The organism is Pseudomonas sp. Pseusp10 (assembly GCF_059492225.1).
The window spans coordinates 100,564-124,362 of sequence record NZ_CP168528.1 but is presented as its reverse complement, the minus strand read 5'-3'; the positions used below and the strand labels follow the sequence as shown (position 1 = coordinate 124,362).

Sequence of the window (23,799 nt, the reverse complement as noted above, 5' to 3'; positions counted from 1 at the left end):
GCACGGGGACGGCGGCATGGCTCAGCTTTTCGGCATCAGCACCTTGTCGATGACCTGAATCACCCCATTGGACTGGTATACGTCGTAGGTGGTGATGTCAGCGACGTCGCCCTTTTCATCCTTGATGGTGATGTTGTGCGGGCCGTTCATCATTGCCCACAGTTTGCCGCCGGCAACCGTGGTCAGTTCGGCCTTGCCACCACCGGCCCTGATCTTCTCGGCCAGGGTCATCATGTCGAGTTTCCCGGCGACCACGTGGTAGGTGAGGATGTGGGTCAACGTGGCCTTGTTGGCCGGTTTGAGCAGGGTGTCGACGGTGCCCGCGGGCAGGGCGGTGAAGGCCGAATTGACCGGGGCGAACACGGTGAACGGGCCTTTGCCCTTGAGGGTGTCGACCAGGCCGGCGGCTTTTACCGCGACGACCAGGGTGGTGTGATCGGCGGAGTTCACTGCGTTATCGATGATGTCCTTGCTCGGCAGCATGGTCTGACCGCCGACCGTGACGGTGTCGTGGCCCATGTCCGCCGCTTGCACGGTGTTCAAGGCGAGTCCGCCACCAAGGGCCAGGGTCAGCAGGCTGGCAATCAATGGCGTTTTGATCGAAGTGCGTTTCATGGTGATGATCCTTGTGATGAGAATCGGCCAGGAGTGTCTGTCCGTGCTTGATATACGGGCGTGGGGGCAGGCTGGATGCAGTGCGGGGGGAATTTTTTCCTGTAGGAGCGAGCCTGCTCGCGATGGACGTTAACGCTAACGCGTACTTCCTGAATCAACGCGTTGCCCTGGAGTCCATCGCGAGCGAGCTCGCTCCTACAGGGGGTTGGGAACAATCCTCGGGGATATCAGTCCAATGCACAGTTTTTCGCCGCCCATTGCCGGGCGGTGTTCATAGAGGATGTCTGAATGAAGATTTCACGCGGTTTCGCCCTGGCATCGCTCTTGACCCTGGCGGTCAGCCCGGCCTTTGCACAGTTCAACCTGAGCGATGCGGCCAATGCCATTTCCGGCATGAAGGGCGGCAATGCGGCGACCGATGCCGCGCCGACCTCGCAGACAGCCGACCTGCTGAGCACCCTCAGTCAATTGAACATCACCCCACAGCAAGCCCTCGGTGGTGCGGGGGCGATGCTGGGTCTGGCGAAGAATCAGTTGAGTTCGAACGACTACTCGGAACTGGCCAAAAGCGTGCCGGGCATCGACATGCTCTCGGGCGGCGGCGAGTTGGGTGCACTGGCCGGTCTGCTCGGCGCCAGCGGCAAAGCTGCAGGGCTGGATAATGCCCTGGGCAACGTCAAGAACACCAACGACCTGAACAACGCCTTCAGCGCCCTGGGCATGGACAGCGGCATGATCGGCCTGTTTACCCCGGTGCTCCTGCAATACCTCGGTCAGCAGGGTGTCGGCGGTACGCTGCTGAGCAGCCTGGGCAGCATCTGGGGCGCCGGCACTGGTAGCTGATTCAGCGGCGCTCGCTTTTCAGTTCAGCGATACGCTGATCCTTCTCGATCCAGAGCTGGTTGACCCAGTTCTGGACCTTCTCGCGAAACAGCGGATCGTTTTCGTAGTCGCCCTGCCACAGCGCCGGGTCGAGTTCGCGGGTCCGGATATCGATGATGACCCTCGGCACATTACCGCTGATCAGGTCCCAGAACCCCGGAATCTTCTGCTGCGGATAAACCACCGTCACATCGAGAATCGCGTCCAGCTGTTCACCCATTGCCGCCAGCACAAACGCCACTCCGCCGGCCTTGGGCTTGAGCAGGTGATTGAACGGTGACTGCTGCTGGGCACGTTTAGCCGCCGTAAAACGGGTGCCTTCGAGGTAATTGACCACCGTCACCGGTTGGCGCTTGAACAGTTCGCAGGCTTGTTTGGTGATTTCAAGATCCTTGCCCGCGAGTTCCGGGTGCCTGGCCAGGAATGCCTTGCTGTAGCGCTTCATGAACGGGTAATCCAGCGCCCACCACGCCAGGCCCAGGAAGGGCACCCAGATCAGCTCTTTCTTGAGGAAGAATTTGAAGAATGGCGTCCGTCGGTTCAGCGTCTGGATCAGCGCCGGGATGTCGACCCAGGATTGATGGTTGCTGATCACCAGATACGAGGTGTCCCGGCGCAGATCGTCACCGCCACGAATGTCCCATTGAGTGGGGATGCACAGGCGGAAGATCAGCTTGTCGATCTCGGACCAGGTCTCGGCAATCCACATCACCGACCATGAGGCGTAATCGCGAAAACGGCCTGGCAGGACCAGTTTGAGCAGGGCAAACACCATCAACGGCCCGATCAGGACCAGGGTGTTGAGCAGAAGCAGCAGGGTCACGAAACAGCCGGTGAGCAGACGGCGCATAAGTTACTCGTGGCAGCGGTTGGGCGCGCCATGATAAGCAGCTTGGGGCGACAGGCCAAATCGGCTGATGACGAATGTTTCACCTTCGAATGGCTATGCTCGACGCTGAAGTTGTATTGAATATGCTGGCCTCTTCGCGAGCAAGCCCGCTCCCACAGTGTTCGTGTCGAGTGAGAAACCTGCGAACAATGCAAAAACCTGTGGGAGCTGGCTTGCCTGCGAAGGGACCTCAGGGGCGAACGAATGGCTCAACGACTGTCTAAAACCTCGCATCCGACGCCCCCATTTTCCAAGGAAGTCCAAGACGTGAAATCCCTACTTGCAGTGCTCTCCCTCATCGCCCTGCCGGTCATGGCCGCCGAGCCGACCCTCTATGGGCGTTACGAATACATCGCCCTGCCGGAAATCGGCGGGCAAGTCCTCAAGGCGAAAATGGATACCGGTGCACTGACCGCGTCGCTGTCGGCGAAGGACATCGAAACCTTCAAGCGTGACGGCGAAGACTGGGTGCGTTTCCGCCTCGGGACCAAGGATGCGAGCAACAAAGTCTACGAACACAAAGTTGCACGGATCAGCAAGATCAAGACTCGCTCCGAAGAGGAGGACGATGACAGCGAAGTCGTCGCGCCGACGAAGCGTCCGGTGGTCGATCTGGAGCTGTGCCTGGGCAACGTCAAGCGCACCGTGGAGGTCAACCTCACCGACCGCAGCAGCTTCAACTACCCGTTGCTGATCGGCGCCAAGGCGTTGCGCGAGTTCGGGGCGGCGGTGAACCCGGCCCGACGCTTTACGGCGGCCAAGCCGGATTGCTGATTTTTTAAACGCAAACAGCTTTGCGCGGCGATCTCAGTGTGTGAGTGCCTAGAGCTTGGGCATCGTCGCAATCATCGAAGGCCGCTGACTCACCTCGAAATACCACGACGCGAGTTGTGGATTGTCTTCGCGCCAATCCAGATCCGGATGGCGCAGGTCCAGGTAACCCAGTGCACAAGCCACGCTGATCGCAGCGATGTCGAAGTGGCAGGTCAGCTCGGCAATGGCGTCTTTCTCCAGCAGTGCCAGGGCACGGCGAATTTTGTCGCGTTGGCCGTCGAGCCATTCGTCCCAGTGTTTCTCCGGGGCGCGCAGGGCGACTTCGTAGCGCACCAGCACCGCCGCGTCCATGATCCCGTCGGCCAGCGAAGCGAGGGTCAGGCGCCGCCAGCGCGCCGAGCCTTCGCGGGGGATCAGCGGGTTTCCGACGTGCTGGTGATCGAGGTAGTCGAGGATCACCCGGCTGTCGTGGATGATGTTGCCGTCGGCCAGGCGCAGGGCCGGGATTTTGCTCAGGGGGTTGTCGTCGATCAGGGTCAGGTCCGGGTTGACCGGGGTGAGTACGCTGGTTTGCAACGCCACGCGGTTCTGTTGACCGGTTTCGTGCAACAGCACCATGACTTTGCGAACGAATGGGGAAAGCGGGTTGTGGTACAGGGTCATGCTCGGGGCGGACATGGCAGCGTCTCGGTCGGTGGCGGTGTCGGGCAGCATAGCGCGTTGTAGCGGGAGCTCAATATCCCAAAAAACGCCGACCTCATGTAGGAGCGAGCTTGCTCGCGATGCACCCGAGAACACCGCGGGGTGTCAGTCTTCCAACATCATCGTTGACGACCATCGCGAGCAAGCTCGCTCCCACAGGGTTTAGCGGCGTTGCAGCAGACCGCGCAAGGCAAGGACAGCCGGGATGCCCAGGCCAACCCAGCTCAGGGCGTCCCAAACGCCATCCCCCAGCAGCGCGGAAAACAGCCCGGCTGCGCTGAACAGGGCGATTACTGTGGGCGTCGAGAAGACTTTCCAGAAGTTCGACTGCCGGGGTTTCATGCCGCGCGCTCCACTTTTTCCGGCACAGGCCTGGTGGCCTTGCGCCGCACCACCCACAAATAGACACCGCTGCCGAGCACAATGATGGTCAGCACATCCAGGGTCGCCCAGAGGATCTTCATCGGCATGCCGCCGTAGTCACCGAAGTGCAGCGGCTGCGACATGCCCATGGCGTCCATGTACCACGGTCGTTCGGCTACGGCAGTGACTTGCAGGGTGCTGGCGTCGATCAGTACCGGCGTCAGCAGGTGCGAGGTCAGGTGCGTGCTGCCTTTCATGAACACCGCATAATGGTGCTCACTGGAAAACCGCGTGCCGGGGAAGGCGATGAAGTCTGGCTGCATGTCCGGCGCGACATCCTTGGCTATGTCGAGCAATCGAGTGGCCGGCGCCAGTTGCGTCAGCGGCGGCGCATCGCGGTACGGCGCGACCATGGCGCTCAGGCTGTCGTTGCGCCAGGCGGCAATGATCAGGTCGGCGCAGGCACTGATCACGCCAGTTACGCCGACCACCAAGGCCCAGGTCAATGTCACCACACCGATCAGGTTATGCAGGTCGAGCCAGCGCAGGCGCGTGGATTTGTCCTGGCGCACGGTGGCGAACTTCAAGCGGCGCATGAACGGCAGGTACAGCACCACGCCGGAAACGATCGCCACCACGAACAGAATCCCCATGAACGCCAGCAGCAATTTGCCCGGCAAGCCGGCGAACATGTCCACGTGCAGGCGAAGCATGGTCATCATGAAGCCGCCGTTGGCGGATGGCGTTTCCAGCGCTTCGCCGGTACGGGCGTCGAGCATGAAGGTGTGGGACGAGTTCGGCTCGGTACCTGCGGTCGCGGCCATGATGGTCAGCACGGCGTTGGGCTCATCGTCCTCGAAGCCGAAATACTGCATGACGTCACCAGGACGGTGTTTCTCGGCCGCTTCTACCAACTGCTGCAAATTCAAGTGCGGGGTGTCCGCCGGCATTTCCTTCACTTCAGGTGCATCGCCCAGCAAATGGTCGATCTCGTGGTGAAAGATCAACGGCAGGCCGGTTAGTGCCAGCAGCAACAGGAACACCGTGCAAATCAGGCTGGTCCAGGTATGAACTGCGGACCAGCGGCGAATTGTTTTACTTTTCATTTCATAGCCTTCAGAAAAACCAAAGCCGTCCACAAAGGACGGCCTGGTCATTGGGCGTGTCAGCTCAGAGCGTTACCACTTGTAGGTTGCACTTGCGACGACACTGCGCTGGTCGCCGTAGTAGCAGTAGAAGCTGTCGCAAGTCGAGATGTAGTCCTTGTCGAACAGGTTGGTCGCGTTAACGGCCAGCGAAGCGCCTTTGAGGCTGCTGTCCAGGCGACCGAGGTCGTAGTGAACCACTGCGTCGAACACCGTGTAGGCGCCGGCCTTGCCCAGCCAGGTGTTAGCCTGGTCGCCGTAGGTGTTGCCGGTGTAGCGCGCGCCGGCGCCGATGCCGAAGCCGTCCAGCACGCCGTTGTGCCAGGTGTAGTCGCCCCACACCGACGCTTGCTGGTTAGGCATCAGCTGCAGGCGATTGCCCTTGTAAATGCCATCTTGCACTTCGGATTTGGCCAGGGTGTACGCGGCGGTGACCTTGAGGTTTTCGGTCACGTCGGAAACGGCTTCCAGCTCCAGGCCTTTGACTTTCACTTCGCCGGTCTGGCTGGTGACTGTCACGTTGCCCACGTTGTTGGTGACGGAAACGTTTTTCTGGGTCAGGTCATACACGGCCGCCGTCAGCAGCGTGTTGCTGCCCGGTGGCTGGTACTTGATACCCAGTTCCCATTGCTTGCCTTCGGTCGGTTTGAACGACTCGGTCGGCGAGGCGACGGCATTGCTGGTCGGCTGGAACGATTCGGCGTAGGACAGGTAAGGCACGAAGCCCGAGTCGAACACGTAGCTGATCGCCGCGTTACCGCTGAAGTTCTTGTCGCGTTCGGTGTTGGTGGCATCGCCCTTGTTGAAGAACGTGGTTCCGGTGTGGACCCAGTCTTCACGACCACCGAGGGTCAGGCGCCATTGGTCGAAGGTCATCTGGTCCTGGATGTACAGGCCGGTTTGCAGGGTCTTCTGTTCGTAGTCGTAGAAGGCCGTGGAGCGTGCCGGACGCTCGATCGGCAAACCGTAGATCGGGTTGTTGACGTTGATGCCCGGCGCGGTACCGAAGATCGACAGGAAGTTGGTGGTGTTGCGTTGGTGGTCCAGGCCGATCAGCAAGGTGTGAGTGACGTCGCCAGTGACGAAGTCGCCCTGGAAGTTGTTGTCTACGGCGAGTTGGGCGATGTCTTCGTCGACATTGGTGGTGCCACGGCCGGTGTTGCCTTGATCGTCGACGACAAACCCGAGGTTGGCAAAGTCAGGGTTGTAGCTGTTGACGGTCACGGCCTGGAACGACAGCTCCGACTTGGTGTAGCGCAAGTTCTGCCGGAACTGCCAGACATCGTTCAGGCGATGTTCGAAGGCATAACCCAGCGCGTAATAGGTACGGTCGTAGAAGTCGTAGTTCGGATCACCCAGGTTCTTGTGGTGGGAGATTTCGCCGAACGGCATGTCGATCTTGGTGCCCTGGATCGGATAGAACTGACTGGTGATACCGGTATCGTCACGGGTGAACTGCGTGAGCAGGGTGAACCTGGTGTCTTCGTCGATGTTCCAGGTCAGACTCGGCGCAATGTTGTAGCGCTTGTCATCGATGTGGTCGATCGGCGTGCCGCCGTCGCGCAAGACGCCGCTGAGGCTGTAGAGGAACTGGCCTTCGTCGTCGATCTTGCCGGTGCTGGCGAAGTTGATCTGGCGATGATTGTCGCTGCCGTATTGCAACTGGATCTCGCTGCTGGCTTCGGCGCTTGGGCGACGGCTGACCATGTCCAGCAGGCCGCCCGGCGGGGTCTGGCCGTACACGGATGAGGCCGGGCCGCGCAACAGCGCCAGGCGGTCGAGGTTCCAGGTTTCCTGTTTCGGGTTGGCGTACACACCTTTGGGCAGTGGCAGGCCGTCGAGGAATTGAGTCGGTTCGAAACCCCGCACGCGCAACCAGTCGGTGCGGGTGTCGCTGCCGAAACTGCTGGCGGTGATGCCCGGCAGGTAGCGCACGGCATCATCGAGGGTGTGTACATTGCGGTCGTCCATTTGCTCGCGAGTGACGACCGAAATCGAACGCGGTGCTTCGACCAGCGCGGTGTCGGTCTTGGTGCCGGCGGCGGTGCGCTTGGCCGTGTAGCCTTGTACCGGGCCCCAGGCACTTTCAGTATCTTCCACGCCAATCACGCTGGTTGCCGGCAGGTCCATCACCCCCTCGGGCACGGCCACCAGGCTGTAGGTGCCCGCATTGCTCTGCTCCAGTTGCAGGCCGGTGCCACGCAGGGCTTCGCGCAGGGCACCGGCCGCGTCGAACTGGCCTTTGACCGGGGCCGAGGTCTTGCCTGCCGCCAGGGATGGATTCAACGACAGAGCCAAACCTGCCTGGCTGGCAATCTGGTTCAGGGTGCTGGCCAGTGGTGCGGCCGGCAGGTTGTAGGCGTGGACGCTGGACGCCTGTTCAGCGGCGACCAGTTGGCTGCTGGCCAAAGGGGTACAAAGGGCAATCGCGACCGCCAGCAAGCTGCGGCGTATCAGGGAGTCTAGCGAACGGGGCATACAGCGGCTCCTGAATGGAAATATTTCTCAATTGCCTGTGTGCCGAACGAAAATCAAAAAGTGATAGGGCGGGATGAAAATTATTTCGATTCAGAAGTCGGTTGCGGCTGGTATTGGGTCAAACCGGTTTTTGTGGGGAGTCGTAGGCCGTCATCGCGAGCAAGCTCGCTCCCACATTGGAATGCATTTCAAAATGAGGGAGCGAGCTTGCTCGCGATAGCGGCTGATCAGGCACAAAGCTTTTCAGAGTTTGTTGTCGGCCTTGGCCACCACCTTCACCCACCATTGTGTGTGCTGTTCGATCTGCACAGGCAAGGTCGGCAACAGGGCATTGAGTGCCAGGTCGGTGTCGCGCAGCGGGAAGCTGCCGGTGATGCGCAGGTCGGCCACTTCCGGTGCGACGCCGACGTAACCGGGTCGGTAGCGGCCGATTTCATGCACCAGATCTTCCAGCCGCGTGTTGTCCACCACCAGCATGCCGCGGGTCCAGGCATCCGCGCCGAGGTTGATGGCCCCAACCGGACCCAGGCCGTTGTTGCGGATCAGCGCCTGCTGGCCTTCGCGCAGAACCTGTTCGTCAGGGCTGGACTCAGGGTGAACCGCCACCGCTGACTGCAATACGCTCAAGCGCGTTCCATCTTCCTCGCGCCTGACCAGAAACCGCGTACCCAGCGCGCGCATGCTGCCTTCACGGGTCTCGACGATGAACGGCCGGGGATCGCCATGGCCGGTTTCAACCAGGATTTCACCTTCCTGCAGCACGATGCGCCGCTGCTTTTCATCGAAGCGCACATCCAGGGCACTGTGGGTGTTGAGATTGACCAGCGTGCCATCAGCCAGGCGCAGGGTGCGCTGCTCACCCACGGCGGTGCGCTGGTCGGCCAGCCAATAGTCGATCGGCAGGTAACGCTCCCCGGCGAACAGGGCCAGGCCGATCGCGGCAACGACACTGGCTACACCGTTGCCCAGCTTGCGCACCCGCCGACGAATGCCTTCTCGCGATTGCAGCAGGGCAGTGCGGGCCGGGCCGCTGGCCACGCTGAAACGCTGGTCGAGCATGCCCAACTGGCGCCAGGCGCGGGCGTGCTCTTCGTGGGCCGCGTGCCACTTGGCGAATTCTTCGCGCACTACCGGGTTGGCGCCGTCCATGGACAACTGCCAGGCAATCGCCGCATCCAGCACGTTGGCCGATACCGGTTTGGAACTGACGGGATTCATGTCGGCTCACCGTACAGCGCGATGTAGCACTGGCGAATGCCTTGGGCCAGGTACTGGCGCACTCGCGGCACCGACACCCCCAGGCGCTCGGCGATTTCCGCATGGCCGAGGCCGTCGAGACGGTTGTAGAGAAACGCCGCCCGGGCCTTGCTGGAAAGCTTGCCGAGCAAACGGTCGATGTTTTTCAGGTCTTCGAGGATTATTTGCTGTTCTTCCGCCGACGGTTGTTCGGCTTCGGGAATCAGCATCAGCTCGGTGAGATAGGCCTGTTCCAGGGCGGCGCGACGGAAATAATCGAACAGCAGGCCCTTGGCAATCGCCACCAGAAACGCCCGCGGCTCGCGCGGTTCCTTCAGTTCCTCACGGCCCAGCAAGCGCACGAAAGTGTCCTGGCTCAGGTCTTCGGCCCGCTGTGGGCAGGCTACGTTGCGTCGAAGCCAGGCCAATAGCCAACCGCGATGGTCGCGATATAACGCACCGACGAGCTCACTTTGAGGGCTAGGAACTGACGACACGCCGCATCACCGATTGGGAAATATTAACTAACGAGAATTGTTCGCGATTGTCGCAGAGGCAAGGGAGGTAAGCAATTGGCGTTGGTCGGGTGAGAATCTGGCGACGGCCTTTGTAGGAGCGAGCTTGCTCGCGAAAATCGCCAACGATGACGCGTTTTTCTGGCAAGACCGAGGTGCCTGACGATTTTTCGCGAGCAAGCTCGCTCCTACAGGGATGGCGTATGGATCAGAAGGACGGGGCTTGTTGCCGACGCTTCCACTGACTCAACCGCTGTTGCAGATTCAACGGGCTATGAATCTGCTGCTGCCGCGCGCGGCTGAACAGGATCAGCGCCAGTTCAGCGGTGGCCAGGGCGTCGGCGCTGGCGTGGTGGCGTTCGAAGACTTCGAGCTTGAACCAGTCGATCCAATCGTCCAGCCCGGCCTCGCGAATGTGTGCTTGCGGGCATAGCAGCGGTGCAATGTCCGCCACATCCAGAAACGGGTGCTGCAACTTGAAACCCAGATGATCTTTCAGCGCACGTCCGAGCATGTGTTGGTCAAACGGCGCGTGGAAGGCCAGCACCGGACTTTCACCGATGTATTCCATCAAGTCGAGCAGCGCTTGCGCCGGGTCGCTGCCCGCTGCAATGGCGCTGGGGCCAATGCCGTGGATCAGCACGCTGGGGCCGAGTTTCACTTGTGGATATTGCAGGGTGCGTTCGAACTGCTGGCGAAAGTCGATGGCCCCGTCCTCGATCACCACCGCGCCGATGGACAACACGCGGTCCTTGTTCAGGTTCAACCCGGTGGTTTCCAGATCGAGCACCACCCAGCGCTGCTCACGCAGGCTGCATTCGCCCAAGGCGGCAGCGGCCGGCAAGCGTTCCAGGCGATGTTGCAGGTCGGCGGGCAGGGTGGGGCTCGGTGGGCGCAGCCATGAAAACAGGCTCATAACTGATACCGCAAGGTCAGGCTGCTCTGCAGGCGTTGGGCCTGACGCAGAGACTCACGCAGGATGCGCCGGTCCAGATGATTGAGGCTGTCGGGATCGACCCGATTGGAATAGGGAAAGTTCTCCCGGGTCTGTAGTTGATGTTGCTGCATGCGGGTTTGCTGGATGAAGTGATAGGCCTCCTCGTACGCGGCACCGTCCAGGGGGTCGATGACCTCTTTGGCGACCAACTGGCGAAAACGCTCCAGCGTGTTGTTGGCCTCAATGCCATGGACCAGGGCCAGTAACCGGGCACCATCGACAAACGGGGTCAGGCCCTGAACTTTCAAATCCAGGGTGGCCTTCTCGCCATTTTTGCGCGCCAGCACGAATTCGCGGAAACGCCCTACGGGCGGGCGATTGCGCAGCGCATTCTCGGCCATCATGCGCTGGAACAAACGGTTGTCGCCGACCTGATCGAGAATGCCCCGACGCAACTGCTCACAGCCTTGCTCGCTGCCCCAGACCACGCGCAAATCGAAATAGATGCTCGAGCCCAGCAGGTTCTCCGGGGTTGCCTCGCGGATAAACGCCGCAAAGCGCCGCGCCCATTCGACCCGGGACAGGCACAGCTCGGGGTTGCCGGCCATGATATTGCCCTTGCACAACGTGAAGCCGCACAGCGCCAGGCTCTGGTTGATCTGCTGGGCAATGGGCAACAACTTGCCGCGAATCTCGGCGGCATGGGCGGCATCCTTGGCCTCGAACAGAATGCCGTTGTCCTGATCGGTATGCAGGGTCTGCTCGCGACGGCCTTCGCTGCCGAAACACAGCCAGCTGAACGGCACGCCGGGGTCGCCTTTTTCGGCCAGGGTCAGTTCGATCACCCGGCACACGGTGTGGTCGTTGAGCAAGGTGATGATGTGGGTGATCTGCGTCGAAGACGCGCCGTGGGCCAGCATGCGCTCGACCAGTTGACCGATTTCGCCCCGCAGCGCCACCAGGATTTCCACCTTCTGCGCGTTGCGGATGGTGCGCGCCAGGTGCACCAGGTCGACCCGTTGCAGGGAAAACAGATCGCGCTCCGAGACTACGCCACACAAGCGTTGGTCCTTGACCAGGCAGACATGGGCGATGTGACGCTCGGTCATGGCAATCGCCGCGTCGAAGGCACTGTGATCCGGCGACAGGAAAAACGGCGCCCGGGTCATGTGCCTTTCGATGGCTTCATTGAAATCACTGCTGCCGTCGGCCACGGCCTGACGCAGGTCGCGCAGGGTGAAAATCCCCAGCGGTGCCTTAAGTTCATCGACCACCACGATGCTGCCAACCTGTTGTTCGTGCATCAACGTCACGGCTTCGCGCAAGGGTGTCTGCGGGGCACATGACACCGGGTGGCGCATGGCCAATTCACCCAGTCGGGTATTGAGCGAATATTGGGTGCCGAGGGTTTCCACGGCTTTTTGCTGCACTTGCTGGTTGACCTGGTCCAGCAGGCTGCTAACGCAGCGCAGGGCGAAGTTGCGGAAGGTGTCCGATAGCGAAAACAGGCGGATGAACGCCGGTTTATTCAGTTGCAGGCAGAAGGTGTCTTCGCCGGCAAGGTGCTCGGTGCGGGTTGCCCGTTCACCCAACAACGCAGCGAGGGGAAAACACTCGCCAGTGGTAATTTCGAAGACCGTTTCGGTGCCACCTTTTGCCGTATGCGGACGCTCGCCCACGACCCGGCCTTGCTTGACGATATAGAAGTGCTCGACCGGGCCGTCGGCGGGTTTGATGATGCTCTCGCCGGGGGCGTAAAAACGCAGCTGACATTGCTCGACCAGATACGCCAGGTGTGCGTGTTCCATCTGGTTGAAGGGGGGGAAGCGCTGAAGGAATTGCAACGTGCCCTGGATGTTCTGCAACACCGCGGTTTTCCCTGCCTGTGTGAAGGCGTCCGCTTTACTCATAACCATTACCGCAGTCTTTTTTTGAATTGTTGTTGTCGGATGACCCTGACATGGTCGACCCCTGTGGCCGGGGTGCCCATTGGACGTAAGTCTAGGTAGGCGGTTAGCGCGCTGAAATGTCGGAAGAACCCTACGCAAGTGTGCGAAAAGCCTCTCTACTCCCCTATTGGACTATTATCCGACGAGGTGCACATTGATGGTCTGCTTATCGATGTCTCACCGCTGTGCCAGGGATTTGTATTGAACATATAGGGAAAGCCATGTCCGACCACGATATTTTGAGCGACGCCGAGCGCGAAGCGCTGAGTGCCGTCATGCTGGAACCTGACCTGCCGCAGCAACGGGTGCTGATCGTCGACGACGATGAAGACGCCCGGGCGCTACTGTCAGAGATCCTCGCGTCGGAGGGCATTCGCTGCATGACGGCGGCCAGTGGCGAAGCGGCACTGAAGATCCTGGTGGCCGAGGCAGAGATCAAAAAGCCCTCGATCGGTTTACTGATCACCGATCTGCGGATGGGCCACGTCGATGGTTTGGACCTGATCCGTCAGGTACGCAAATCGGAAAGGGCCGTATTGCCAATCATCATTGTCTCGGGTGACGCCGACATAAAGGATGCGATCGCCGCGATGCATTTGAGCGTGGTGGATTTTCTGCTCAAGCCGATTGATGCCGGGCACTTGTTGACACTGGTAAAGCGCGAATTGGGCATTAAATAACTGGATTCCTGTAATTGTTAGTTACGGCTTATAATTATTTTGGTGAGTTTAACTTGTAATTAGGTTTATCTGATTTGTCTGCGAAAAACCTACTCACAAATAGCTTGTTTCTTCTTTCGATTATTCAGTTATCGTGCGCTTCTTGAAAACCAATGCAGGCATTTATTTGATGTTGTGCCTGGTTTGATAAAATCTGTCGTAGCACTATCCAGGTTACCAGTTTGGCACTCCGCTTTTTAGTGGCTTGAGTATGCCGATGGTTGTCGTGTATTCAGTCTGCGGCTAGTTCCTGCAAATAAAATACCGACAAAGGTCATTACTCTTCCTGGATTGTGTGGTTGTGTGTCGCAATGAGGACGATATGATAAAGAAAATTGAATTTCGCGATCTTGTACTTATTATCGGTGTGACAGTCATGTGGGGCAGTAATTATACGGTAATTGATATCAGTCTTGACGGTATCGATCCGTTCATATTGACAGCGTTGCGTTTTACTTTCTGTGCATTGCCATTGGTGTTCTTCATCCCGAAACCGAAGGGTGTCAGTACTTTTGTAACTATAGTCTACGGTTTGTTGTTTGGTATCGGAATGTGCTGGCTGATGAACTATGGCATGTTTCTTGGTGTCAGTGCCGGCGTGACATCTTTGCTCTTGCAATTCAGTGCATTTTTCACGGTCATCTGGGGAGTATTGCTGTTTGGGGAGAAAATGACGGGAATACACGTGGCTGGTATTCTCATGGCGTTGCTGGGGCTGATGTTCATTATTCATGTAACGGACGGTTATGCCGAAAGCATTGGCCTTTTTCTGATACTCCTCGGTGCATTGTTCTGGAGTTTGTGCAATGTGCTGGTTAAAAAAAGCAAGGTGGTTGATATATTTTCCTTTGTCGTTTGGTCGAGTCTGTATGCAACACCGCCTCTATATCTGATGACTTACTGGGTCAAGGGAGCGGCACCTTTCCAGTCGTTGCTAACGGACATAACTGCTCCGGTGCTGGCATCTGTCTTGTTCCAGGCCTATGTGGCGACGGTATTCGGGTATTGGGTTTGGAACCGAATGATTGAGAAGTATCCGGCGAGCCAGGTTGCACCGTTGTCAGTGATTGTTCCGATATCGGGTATTTTGACCTCGTGGTATGTACTCGACGAACCCATTGGTGGCGAAAAACTGTTTGCTCTCATCATCACGGTCCTTGGAATTGCCTTGTTCATGAATGCATCGAGAATAGGCCACCACATCGCTGCAAACGCGTTGCGTTTCAGGAGATAGTTCTGCATTTGCAGGAAGCAGAAACAAAAATCCCCCGGTTTTTCAACCGGGGGATTGCTGTGGAGGGAGCTGGTTTACAACCCGTTCTTCGCCTTGAACTCGCGACGCCGACGGTGTAGAACCGGCTCGGTGTAGCCGTTTGGCTGCCTGGTGCCTTCGACCACCAGTTCGAGGGCTGCCTGGAAGGCAATGTTGCTGTCGAAGTTCGGGGCCAGCGGACGGTACAGCGCATCACCGGCGTTCTGGCGGTCAACCACCGGCGCCATGCGCTTGAGGCTTTCCATGACCTGATCTTCGGTGACGATGCCGTGACGCAGCCAGTTGGCGATGTGCTGGCTGGAAATACGCAGCGTTGCACGGTCTTCCATCAGGCCGACGTCGTTGATGTCCGGCACTTTCGAGCAACCAACGCCCTGGTCGATCCAGCGCACCACGTAACCGAGAATGCCCTGGCTGTTGTTGTCCAGTTCGTTCTGAATCTGTTCGGCGGTCCACTGCGGGTTCACCGCCAGCGGGATGGTCAGGATGTCGTCCACCGAAGCGTGGGCACGCTTGGCCAGTTCGGCCTGACGGGCGAACACGTCAACCTTGTGGTAGTGCAGCGCGTGCAGCACAGCGGCGGTCGGTGATGGCACCCAGGCGGTGTTGGCACCGGCCAGTGGGTGAGCGATTTTCTGTTCGAGCATCGCAGCCATCAGGTCCGGCATGGCCCACATGCCTTTACCGATCTGCGCGCGACCTTGCAGGCCGGTGCTCAGACCGATATCGACGTTGGAGTTCTCGTAGGCGCCGATCCATTTCTCTGCCTTCATGTCCGCCTTGCGCACCATCGGGCCGGCTTCCATGGAGGTGTGGATTTCATCGCCCGTGCGGTCGAGGAAACCGGTGTTGATGAACACCACACGCTCGCTCGCCGCCTTGATGCAGGCCTTGAGGTTGATCGTGGTACGACGCTCCTCGTCCATGATCCCGACTTTGAGGGTGTTGCGTGGCAGGCCCAGCACGTCTTCGATGCGACCGAACAGCTCGTTGGTGAACGCCGCTTCTTCAGGGCCGTGCATCTTCGGCTTCACGATATAGACCGAGCCGGTGCGGCTGTTCTTGCGCGAGCTGTTGCCGTTGAGGTTGTGGATCGCCGACAGGCAGGTCACCAGGCCGTCGAGAATGCCTTCCGGCACTTCGTTGCCTTGACTGTCGAGGATGGCATCGATGGTCATCAGGTGACCGACGTTACGTACGAACAGCAACGAACGACCGTGCAGGCTCAGTTGACTGCCATCGACTGCGGTGTAGGTGCGGTCGGCGTTCATGGTACGGGTAAAAGTCTGGCCGCCCTTGGCGACGCTTTCCGACAGATCGCCCTTCATCAGGCCGAGCCAGTTGCGGTAGATCACCACCTTGTCATCGGCATCGACGGCGGCGACGGAGTCTTCGCAGTCCATGATGGTGGTCAGTGCGGCTTCCATCAGGATGTCTTTGACGCCGGCTGCGTCGGTCTGGCCGACCGGGGTGCTGGCGTCGACCTGGATTTCGAAATGCAGGCCGTTGTTTTTCAGCAGGATCGCGGTCGGTGCAGCGGCATCGCCCTGGAAACCGATCAGTTGCGCGTCGTTGCGCAGGCCGGTGTTGCTGCCGCCTTTAAGGGCGACCACCAGTTTGCCGTCGACGATCTTGTAGCCGGTGGAATCGACGTGGGAGCCGGCCGCCAAAGGCGCCGATTCGTCGAGGAAGGCGCGGGCGAAGGCAATGACCTTGTCGCCGCGAACCTTGTTGTAGCCTTTGCCTTTTTCCGCGCCGTCGGCTTCGCTGATGGCGTCGGTGCCGTAGAGTGCATCGTACAGCGAGCCCCAGCGGGCGTTCGAGGCATTGAGCGCGAAGCGGGCGTTCATGACCGGCACCACGAGCTGTGGGCCGGCCATGCGGGCGATTTCGTCATCGACGTTTTGCGTCGTTGCCTGGAAATCGGCCGCTTCTGGCAGCAGATAACCGATGTCTTGCAGGAAGGCTTTATAGGCCACGGCGTCGTGCGCCTGGCCGGCACGTGTTTGGTGCCAGCCATCGATACGAGCCTGGAAATCATCGCGTTTGGCGAGTAGGGCTTTGTTCTTCGGCGCCAGGTCATGAATGACCTTGTCGGCACCGGCCCAGAACTTATCGGCGGTGAGGCCGGTACCGGGAATGGCTTCGTTGTTCACGAAGTCGAACAGGACTTTGGCGACCTGCAGGCCACCGACTTGAACGTGTTCAGTCATTGCTTGCCTCACTCTGCTCAGCTATTTCGCTTTTCAGCTCTTCAATTTAACAATGAAGCCTTTGGCCATTTAAACCACAAACCCCTCTACCAGTACATGCCCATGACAGGCGGCTGGGTTGGGACCAATCAACGGCTTGGGGCCTTGCTGACAGGGCTTTCAGGGTTGCGAACGTGCCTGCGGCAGACATCGATCCAACATTATGTAGTGCGCGCTGCGGCATACTACATGATGAATTGCGGTTGTGAAAATTAGACTAATTACGTCGTTCTGCGACCCCATGACGCATTGCGGTCACGTCGGGGGGCGTGATGTTCTCAAAAAACCATTGGATTGTTCCAGTTAAATATCAAAACTTGTACACGATTTGTTGTGCGTGTCGGATCGGTGGTACCTGCATTCGCGAGCAAGCCCGCTCCCACAAAGGCCCGCGCAATCATTGTGGGAGCGAGCCTGCTCGCGAAGGCACCGGACCTGTCTGCGCAGATTCAACCCTTGCCTATACTTGTTTTTCCATAACAAAAAACATGACCAGAGGGCTGCGCCATGGACCATCTCGTACTCACCGTTTTTGCTCCGGACAAGCCCGGGCAAGTCGAGCGCATTGCCCAATGCATTGCCGAGCACGGCGGCAACTGGCTGGAAAGCCGCATGTCGCGCATGGCCGGTCAATTCGCCGGCATCCTGCGGGTGGGCGTGCCGGCTGAGGCCTACGACGAATTGGTCGATGCCCTGCAGGGTTTATCCACCCAGGGTATTCGCGTGTTGGTCGCCGAAAGCAGCATCGAACAATCCTGCACCTGGAAGCCGATCGCCATGGAACTGGTGGGCAATGATCGTCCGGGAATCGTGCGTGACATCACACGCTTGTTGAGCGAGCAGGGAGTAAACCTGGAGCGACTGGTCACCGAAGTGCGCCCGGCACCAATGAGCAGCGAGCCGTTGTTCCATGCCGAAGCGATTCTTGCCGTCCCGCTGACGCTGTCGCTGGACGTGCTGCAATCGCGCCTGGAGACCCTGGCTGACGACCTGATGGTTGAATTGGTGCTGCGCAGTGAACCCTGATCAGGTTATCCAGGTTAAACGTGCACCGGCCTGTGGATAACCTGTAGAGACACCCCGCCAGGCCACGCCGGCCGGGGCTCGCCAGAAACTGATCAAAAAACCAGCAGTTTCAGCCACTTGCGCACAATCGGCGGGGATCACGCTGTGGATAACCTTGGGAAGGAATGGTGCAGGCCACGGGAAACGTGGCCTGTAGAGGTTTGTGCGTTTTTTGATCAGCTGCGGCGGCGCAAACTTATCCACGCATCGACGCTGTAAATCGCCAGACCGGCCCAGATAAACATGAACGCTACCAAGGTGCTGGACGACAGGTGCTCGCCAAACAGCAGTACCGCTTGCAGCAATACCAGGGTGGGCGCCAGGTACTGAAGAAAGCCCAGTGTCGTGTAGGGCAAATGCCGTGCGGCAGCGTTGAAACAGACCAGCGGCACCAGTGTGATCGGGCCTGCAGCCACCAGCCACCAGGCTTCGGAGGTGGTCCAGAATTCGGCCTGGGCGCTGCTGGCCGTCGGATTGAGCAGCAACCAACCGAGGGCAATCGGCACCAGCATCCAGGTTTCCACCACCAGCCCCGGCAGTGCCTTGACCGGCGCCTGCTTGCGAATCAAGCCATAGAAACCGAAGGTCAGTGCCAACACCAGCGACACCCACGGCAGGCTGCCGACTTGCCAGACCTGCTGCGCCACACCCACAGCCGCCAGACCGACGGCAATCCATTGCATGCGCCGCAGCCGTTCGCCGAGGATCAGCATGCCCAGCAACACGTTCACCAACGGGTTGATGTAGTAACCGAGGCTGGCCTCCAGCATGCGTCCGTTATTCACCGACCAGACGTAAGTCAGCCAGTTGGCCGCGATCAGTGCGCCGCTCAGGGCCAGGATCGCCAGCCGTCGCGGGTTTTCCCGCAGCTCGCGCCACCACCCGGGATGCTTCCAGACCATCAGCAACAAGGCGCCGAACAGCGCCGACCACAGCACCCGGTGGATGATGATTTCCACGGCGGGCACGCTGGCAATGGCTTTGAAATAAAGTGGGAAAAGTCCCCAGATGATGTAGGCACTCAGGCCCAGAATGTACCCGCGACGCGGGTTGGCGGCTTGCATGCAGAATCCTTGCTTAGGCAGCTAACAAAGAGGGGATTGTAAGGAGATTTGTCTGCGAATGTCCTGACTGAATAGGTTGGGTATTTGTGAACAGGGATAACTGTAGGAGCGAGCTTGCTCGCGATGGACGTCAACGATAACGCGTGCGTCTGGATGAACGCGTTGCCCTTGCGTTTTTCGCGAGCAAGCTCGCTCCTACAGGGGGATTTGGGTGAATCAGAAGAGCTTTAGTGGCTCTTCGTTGAGCGCCGCCAGTTGTTCGCGCAATGCCAACACCTGATCCCCCCAATAACGCTCGGTGCCGAACCACGGAAAACTGCGGGGGAATGCCGGATCGTCCCAGCGGCGGGCGAGCCAGGCGCTGTAATGCATCAGGCGCAGGGCGCGCAGCGGTTCGATCAAGGCCAGTTCACGCGGGTCGAAGTCGTGGAATTCGTTGTAGCCGTCCATCAGTTCCGACAGCTGGCTCAGGCAATCCTGACGATCGCCGGCGAGCATCATCCAGATGTCCTGAACCGCCGGGCCCATGCGGCAATCGTCGAGATCGACGATATGGAACATCTCGTCGCGGCACATCATGTTGCCGGGGTGGCAGTCACCGTGCATGCGGATGTTCTGGTGCGGGGTGTTGCTGTAGGCATCTTCCACACGCTTGAGCAGGTCGCGGGCCACCGATTCGTAGGCCGGCAGCAGGCTGCGGGGGATGAAGTTGCCGTCGAGCAAAGTATTGAGTGAGTCATGGCCGAAATTTTTCACCGCCAACGCTTCACGGTGCTCGAACGGTCGGGTCGAGCCGACCGCATGCAGGCGTCCGAGCAACTGGCCCAGGCGATACAGCTGATCGAGGTTGCCTGGCTCCGGTGCGCGGCCACCACGGCGGGGGAACAGGGTGAAGCGGAAACCGTTGTGTTCGTGCAGGGTTTCACCGTTGTGGATCAACGGCGCCACGACCGGCACCTCGCAGTCGGCGAGTTCGGCGGTGAACTGGTGCTCTTCCAGAATCGCTTCGTTGGTCCAGCGTTGTGGCCGGTAAAACTTGGCGATCAGTGGCTCGGCGTCTTCGATACCAACTTGATAGACGCGGTTTTCGTAGCTGTTGAGCGCCAGGATGCGCGCGTCGCTGAGAAAGCCGATGCTTTCGACGGCATCGAGCACGAGGTCTGGTGTGAGGGTTTCAAACGGGTGGGCCATGCTGACTCCTGCGCGCAGCAGGCTGCTGCGTCCGGCCAGGCATGGTAGCGCAGACGGCGGGGCTTTAGGGGGTAGGCTTGAGATGTGCGTTGATTGCGCTGACGCTATCGCGAGCAAGCTCGCTCCCACAAGGTTCTGCGCAGATTTCAAGTCAGCGCCAATCCTGTGGGAGCGAGCTTGCTCGCGATGAGGGCCTGTCAGGCGCCGACGATCCCGCCATCTTCACGCGAGATGGCCATCACCGAAGACCGCGGCTTGCCATTGGGCAGATGCTCAGGGAAAGTCGAGCCGCCGTTTTCACCCGGGTGCTGGATCCCGACAAACAGGGTTTTCTGGTCCGGCGAGAAGCTGATCCCGGTCACCTCGCAGCCCACCGGCCCGACCATGAAGCGGCGAATCTCGCCGGTTACCGGGTCGGCACAGAGCATCTGGTTGTTGCCCATGCCGGCAAAGTCTCCGGCGTTGCTCACATCACCGTCGGTCAGAATCCACAGGCGTCCAGCCTTGTCGAAGCCCAGGCCGTCCGGGCTGTTGAACATGTTCTGCGGTGTGATGTTCGACGACCCGGCTTTTGGCGTACCGGCATGTGCGCCCGGGTTGCCGGCCACTACAAACAGGTCCCAGGCAAAGGTGTGCGAGGCGTGATCGTCGCGCTCGGTGCGCCAGCGCAGGATCTGCCCGTAGACGTTCTTCTCCCGCGGGTTCGGCCCGCCCACCGGTTGCCCGTCTTCGCCACGCTTGGCGTTGTTGGTCAGCGTGCAGTAAACCTGGCCATCCTTGGGGCTGACCACGATCCATTCCGGCCGGTCCATGCGCGTGGCTTTCACCACACTGGCGGCGAGACGGGCGTGAATCAGCACTTCAGCCTGATCGGCAAAGCCGCTGCTGGCGTCGATGCCGTTTTTGCCGTGGGTCAGTTCGATCCATTCACCCTGGCCTTTCGGGTGATCGGCGTTGCCGTCGCCTGCATCGAAACGCGCCACGTACAGCGTGCCGTGGTCGAGAATGTCGCGGTTGGCCTTGGGGTTCTTGTGGTCGATCTTGTCGCGGCTGACGAATTTGTAGATGAACTCGCCGCGCTCGTCGTCGCCCATGTACACCACGGCATGGCCATCGCCGGTTTCGGCCAGGGCGGCGTTTTCGTGTTTGAAGCGGCCGAGGGCCGTGCGTTTGACCGGCGTCGACTGCGGATCGAATGGATCGATTTCCACCACCCAGCCGTGACGGTTGAGTTCGTTGGGGTTCTTGGCCAGGTCGAAGCGCTCGTCGTGTTGATGCCAGTTGATTTCTTTGCTGGTCACCACCGCGCCGTAGCGTTTTTGCGCCGGGTCGAATTTCTGCTCGGCGTTGCTGCTGCCGAAGCAGTCGGTGAAGTTCTCTTCACAGGTCAAATAGGTGCCCCACGGCGTCTTGCCGTTGGCGCAGTTCTGGAAGGTGCCGAGAACGTTCTTGCCGTGGGGATCGGCGGCGGTTTTCAGCAGGGCATGTCCGGCGGCCGGGCCGCTCAGGCTGATCGGTGCGTTGCCGTGAATGCGGCGGTTGTAGCGCGAGCCCTGGACGAACTGCCAGTGGCCGTTCTTGCGTTGCACTTCAATTACCGACACACCTTCGCAGGCCAGTGCCTTGCGCACTTCCTCTGCCGATTGCGGCATGCCGCCGTGGGCGTAGAGGTAGCGGTAGTTAGTGTATTCGTTGTTGATCGCCATCAGCGCCCGGTCTTTTTCGCCCGGAAATTCGAACAGGCTCATGCCGTCGTTGTTGTCGCCGAACTGGGCTTCCTGATGCTCGGCGCTGCCGTTGCCGCTCGGGTCGAACGCCGGGCCGTCCTTGTGCAGGGGCTGGCCCCAGCTGATCAGCACCGAGGACTTGTAGCCCGGTGGCAGGGTGATGGTGTCGCTGGTGGCGGCGGCAATACTGTCGAAACCCAACAACTGGCTGTTACCGGCGCTGACGCTGGCTGCCATCACGCTGCGGCTCAGCAGGTTGCCGCCGAGGAACATCGCCGCGCCGCACAGGGCACCTGCGCTGATGAAGCTGCGACGACTGAGGCCGACCATGGTTTCGAGGTCGGTGGACTGGTTTTCTTCTAATAGGCTCATTTCAGGCTCCCTGCGGTTTTGCAGACACCTTAATGGTGAGTAATGAACCTTTTGTTGCAGTTTTGCTTAAAGCGGCGTGCCCAGCAGTACCCTGGACGGCGAAAACTCCACGCGCACCGGCTTGCCGCCCGTCAGCCCCAACGCTTGCAAATGACTCGGTTCGTCCAGGGCGCAGAGCGTCAGGCCGTTGGGCAGGGTGATGCGCACTTCGCTGGGGCCATCGTCTGCGTCGAGAATCTTCTCGATGGTGCCACTGAAGCAATTGTTTCCCGGCGTTTCGGCTGAATCGATTTCCAGCACATCGAGCCAGCCGGCCTTGATCAATGCCACGACTTCGGTGCCGATTTGCAGCTCCAGGCGCTCGGTGCTGTCGTGGGTGATCTGCGCGTCGACGATCACGCCTTCGGCGACTTCGAGGCGAATCAGGTCGTTGCGCCCCTGAGGTTCGATCGCCGCCACCTTGCCGTGCAACTGGTTGCGCGCGCTGGTACGCAGCATCAGACGCCCGAGCAGGTCGAGGTCGCTCGCGTCTTCAGCAGCTTCCAGTACCTGGGCCTGCAAGGCTTGCAGCTTCTGGTACAGGCGCAACACCCGCTCACCTTCGTTGGACAGGCGCGCACCGCCGCCGCCCTTGCCGCCGACAATCCGCTCCACCAGCGGCTTCTGCGCCAGGTTGTTCAGCTCATCGATCGCATCCCAGGCAGCTTTGTAGCTCAGGCCCGCGCTTTTTGCCGCGCGGGTGATCGAGCCTTGTTCGGCGATGTGCTGCAGCAGGGCGATGCGCTGCGGACGGCGGACAATGTGCTGGGACAGCAAGGTTGGCAAAGACATGGCAAGTCGCTTTGGGTGGTGACGATGGTGAGGACGTTGGCCGCTTGGGCCGCGTGAGTCAAGTCAGAGTGTCTCGCCGGGTTTTGGCGTGCGGGCCAGGCAATAGACGTCGACCCTCGCCGCACCGGCCTCTATCAGCAGGCGAGCCAGGGCCTGGGCCGTGGCGCCGGTGGTCAGAACGTCGTCGATCAGGGCCAGGTGCCGGCCATTGACGACCGCGCCTGGCGCCAGGGCGAAAGCATTGCGCAGGTTGTTTCGGCGGGCTTCGGCGTTCAAGGCCTGTTGGGCGTCGGTGTCCTGGGTTCGTAGTAGCAATCGTTCGTCACAAGGAATATCAAGACTGGTACTCAACCAGTGAGCCAGCATCGCCGCCTGGTTGAATCCGCGCTGGCGCAGGCGTCGGTTGGCCAGCGGCACCGGGATCAGCGCATGAGGTCGCAGCAGATCGTCTTCGAAGCGATGTTGCAGGTATTGAGCAAGAAGTTCGGCGAGCAGGCGGCCAAATGGCCACTTTGCGTTGTGTTTGAAGCGGGTGATCAGGCTGTCTACGGGAAAGCTGTAGGTCCAGGGTGCAATTACTTGTTCGAAGGCCGGTGGCTGCTTCAGACAATGGCCGCAGGTCAGGCCCGCGGCCGGGAGCGGCAGGGCGCAGGTCTGGCAGTGATCGCCGAGCCAGGGCAACTCGATTTCGCAGGCTGTGCAGACAGGAGGGATGCCGTCGGCCGTTTCATCGCACAACAAGCATGATTGTTTGTTTTTTAACCAGATGTAAACCGGTCCTTTGTATCGTGGTTGACAGCGCATCGCTCTTCCTTAAATA

At 59.8% G+C, this 23,799-nt stretch carries 21 protein-coding genes; 5 read left to right on the top strand and 16 right to left on the bottom strand.

Annotated elements, in window-relative coordinates; translation table 11 throughout:
- Positions 1 to 21: 21 nt before the first annotated feature.
- The gene (locus ACEN8Z_RS00540; protein ID WP_442096208.1) at positions 22 to 615 is read right to left on the bottom strand and encodes a fasciclin domain-containing protein; all 594 of its coding nucleotides are present in this window, start codon (positions 613 to 615) and stop codon (positions 22 to 24) included.
- Positions 616 to 903: 288 nt separating this feature from the next.
- Here ACEN8Z_RS00540 and ACEN8Z_RS00535 point away from each other — a divergent pair, with 288 nt between their 5' ends.
- Complete coding sequence (locus ACEN8Z_RS00535) at positions 904 to 1,458, top strand: DUF2780 domain-containing protein (protein ID WP_495596460.1); 555 nt, start codon at positions 904 to 906, stop codon at positions 1,456 to 1,458.
- Position 1,459: 1 nt separating this feature from the next.
- Here the strand turns inward: ACEN8Z_RS00535 and yihG are convergent, their stop codons facing one another.
- Positions 1,460 to 2,347, bottom strand: a complete 888-nt coding sequence (yihG, locus tag ACEN8Z_RS00530) for a 1-acylglycerol-3-phosphate O-acyltransferase, YihG family (protein WP_495596459.1) — start codon at positions 2,345 to 2,347, stop codon at positions 1,460 to 1,462.
- A gap of 306 nt (positions 2,348 to 2,653) precedes the next feature.
- Between yihG and rloA2 the strand changes: the two genes are divergently transcribed.
- Complete coding sequence (gene rloA2 / locus ACEN8Z_RS00525) at positions 2,654 to 3,160, top strand: retropepsin-like aspartic peptidase RloA2 (RefSeq protein ID WP_495596458.1); 507 nt, start codon at positions 2,654 to 2,656, stop codon at positions 3,158 to 3,160.
- Positions 3,161 to 3,208: 48 nt separating this feature from the next.
- Here the strand turns inward: rloA2 and ACEN8Z_RS00520 are convergent, their stop codons facing one another.
- The 8 genes from ACEN8Z_RS00520 to ACEN8Z_RS00485 all read right to left on the bottom strand — a co-directional run bounded on the left by ACEN8Z_RS00520 (position 3,209) and on the right by ACEN8Z_RS00485 (position 12,452).
- Complete coding sequence (locus tag ACEN8Z_RS00520) at positions 3,209 to 3,838, bottom strand: glutathione S-transferase family protein (RefSeq protein WP_495596457.1); 630 nt, start codon at positions 3,836 to 3,838, stop codon at positions 3,209 to 3,211.
- Between the two features lie 186 nt (positions 3,839 to 4,024).
- Positions 4,025 to 4,204 carry a hypothetical protein gene (locus tag ACEN8Z_RS00515; RefSeq protein ID WP_108231667.1) on the bottom strand — a complete coding sequence of 60 codons (180 nt, stop codon included), beginning with the start codon at positions 4,202 to 4,204 and terminating at the stop codon, positions 4,025 to 4,027.
- Positions 4,201 to 5,331, bottom strand: a complete 1,131-nt coding sequence (locus ACEN8Z_RS00510; protein WP_495596456.1) for a PepSY-associated TM helix domain-containing protein — start codon at positions 5,329 to 5,331, stop codon at positions 4,201 to 4,203. Before ACEN8Z_RS00510 ends, ACEN8Z_RS00515 begins: the two co-directional genes overlap by 4 nt.
- A 72-nt stretch (positions 5,332 to 5,403) precedes the next feature.
- Positions 5,404 to 7,848, bottom strand: coding sequence for a TonB-dependent siderophore receptor (locus ACEN8Z_RS00505; protein WP_495596455.1), 2,445 nt, complete (start codon positions 7,846 to 7,848; stop codon positions 5,404 to 5,406).
- A gap of 243 nt (positions 7,849 to 8,091) precedes the next feature.
- Positions 8,092 to 9,066 (bottom strand): FecR family protein, encoded by a 975-nt coding sequence (locus ACEN8Z_RS00500; protein WP_495596454.1) that lies wholly within the window; start codon positions 9,064 to 9,066, stop codon positions 8,092 to 8,094.
- Positions 9,063 to 9,581, bottom strand: coding sequence for an RNA polymerase sigma factor (locus tag ACEN8Z_RS00495; RefSeq protein ID WP_495596453.1), 519 nt, complete (start codon positions 9,579 to 9,581; stop codon positions 9,063 to 9,065). The genes ACEN8Z_RS00500 and ACEN8Z_RS00495 overlap by 4 nt, the downstream gene beginning before the upstream one ends.
- Before the next feature lie 226 nt (positions 9,582 to 9,807).
- A complete protein-coding gene (locus ACEN8Z_RS00490) occupies positions 9,808 to 10,515 on the bottom strand; it encodes a 3'-5' exonuclease (protein ID WP_495596452.1) in 708 nt (235 codons plus the stop codon).
- Complete coding sequence (locus tag ACEN8Z_RS00485; RefSeq protein ID WP_495596451.1) at positions 10,512 to 12,452, bottom strand: putative nucleotidyltransferase substrate binding domain-containing protein; 1,941 nt, start codon at positions 12,450 to 12,452, stop codon at positions 10,512 to 10,514. The genes ACEN8Z_RS00490 and ACEN8Z_RS00485 overlap by 4 nt, the downstream gene beginning before the upstream one ends.
- Positions 12,453 to 12,706: 254 nt before the next feature.
- On the opposite strand from ACEN8Z_RS00485, the gene ACEN8Z_RS00480 reads away from it, so the two are divergent.
- Both ACEN8Z_RS00480 and ACEN8Z_RS00475 read left to right on the top strand, forming a co-directional pair.
- Entirely contained in the window at positions 12,707 to 13,165 is a 459-nt protein-coding gene (locus ACEN8Z_RS00480; protein ID WP_495596450.1) for a response regulator, read from the top strand.
- Positions 13,166 to 13,526: 361 nt separating this feature from the next.
- On the top strand, positions 13,527 to 14,438 hold the full coding sequence (locus ACEN8Z_RS00475) for an EamA family transporter (RefSeq protein WP_495596449.1): 912 nt from the start codon (positions 13,527 to 13,529) through the stop codon (positions 14,436 to 14,438).
- Positions 14,439 to 14,512: 74 nt separating this feature from the next.
- On the opposite strand, the gene ACEN8Z_RS00470 is transcribed toward ACEN8Z_RS00475, so the two are convergent.
- Positions 14,513 to 16,690 (bottom strand): malate synthase G, encoded by a 2,178-nt coding sequence (locus ACEN8Z_RS00470; protein WP_495596448.1) that lies wholly within the window; start codon positions 16,688 to 16,690, stop codon positions 14,513 to 14,515.
- Between the two features lie 546 nt (positions 16,691 to 17,236).
- Between ACEN8Z_RS00470 and ACEN8Z_RS00465 the strand changes: the two genes are divergently transcribed.
- A complete protein-coding gene (locus tag ACEN8Z_RS00465) occupies positions 17,237 to 17,755 on the top strand; it encodes a glycine cleavage system transcriptional repressor (protein WP_495596447.1) in 519 nt (172 codons plus the stop codon).
- Positions 17,756 to 17,970: 215 nt separating this feature from the next.
- Here ACEN8Z_RS00465 and rarD read toward each other — a convergent pair whose 3' ends face one another.
- From rarD to ACEN8Z_RS00440, 5 genes are all read right to left on the bottom strand, one after another.
- Positions 17,971 to 18,858, bottom strand: coding sequence for an EamA family transporter RarD (gene rarD / locus ACEN8Z_RS00460; protein WP_116261409.1), 888 nt, complete (start codon positions 18,856 to 18,858; stop codon positions 17,971 to 17,973).
- A 216-nt stretch (positions 18,859 to 19,074) separates the two neighbouring features.
- The gene (locus tag ACEN8Z_RS00455; protein WP_007981417.1) at positions 19,075 to 20,049 is read right to left on the bottom strand and encodes a serine/threonine protein kinase; all 975 of its coding nucleotides are present in this window, start codon (positions 20,047 to 20,049) and stop codon (positions 19,075 to 19,077) included.
- A gap of 197 nt (positions 20,050 to 20,246) precedes the next feature.
- Positions 20,247 to 22,148 (bottom strand): PhoX family protein, encoded by a 1,902-nt coding sequence (locus tag ACEN8Z_RS00450; protein ID WP_495596446.1) that lies wholly within the window; start codon positions 22,146 to 22,148, stop codon positions 20,247 to 20,249.
- Between the two features lie 66 nt (positions 22,149 to 22,214).
- Positions 22,215 to 22,979 carry a TOBE domain-containing protein gene (locus tag ACEN8Z_RS00445; RefSeq protein ID WP_495596445.1) on the bottom strand — a complete coding sequence of 255 codons (765 nt, stop codon included), beginning with the start codon at positions 22,977 to 22,979 and terminating at the stop codon, positions 22,215 to 22,217.
- A 63-nt stretch (positions 22,980 to 23,042) separates the two neighbouring features.
- Positions 23,043 to 23,783, bottom strand: a complete 741-nt coding sequence (locus tag ACEN8Z_RS00440; protein ID WP_495596444.1) for a ComFC family protein — start codon at positions 23,781 to 23,783, stop codon at positions 23,043 to 23,045.
- Positions 23,784 to 23,799 lie beyond the last annotated feature (16 nt).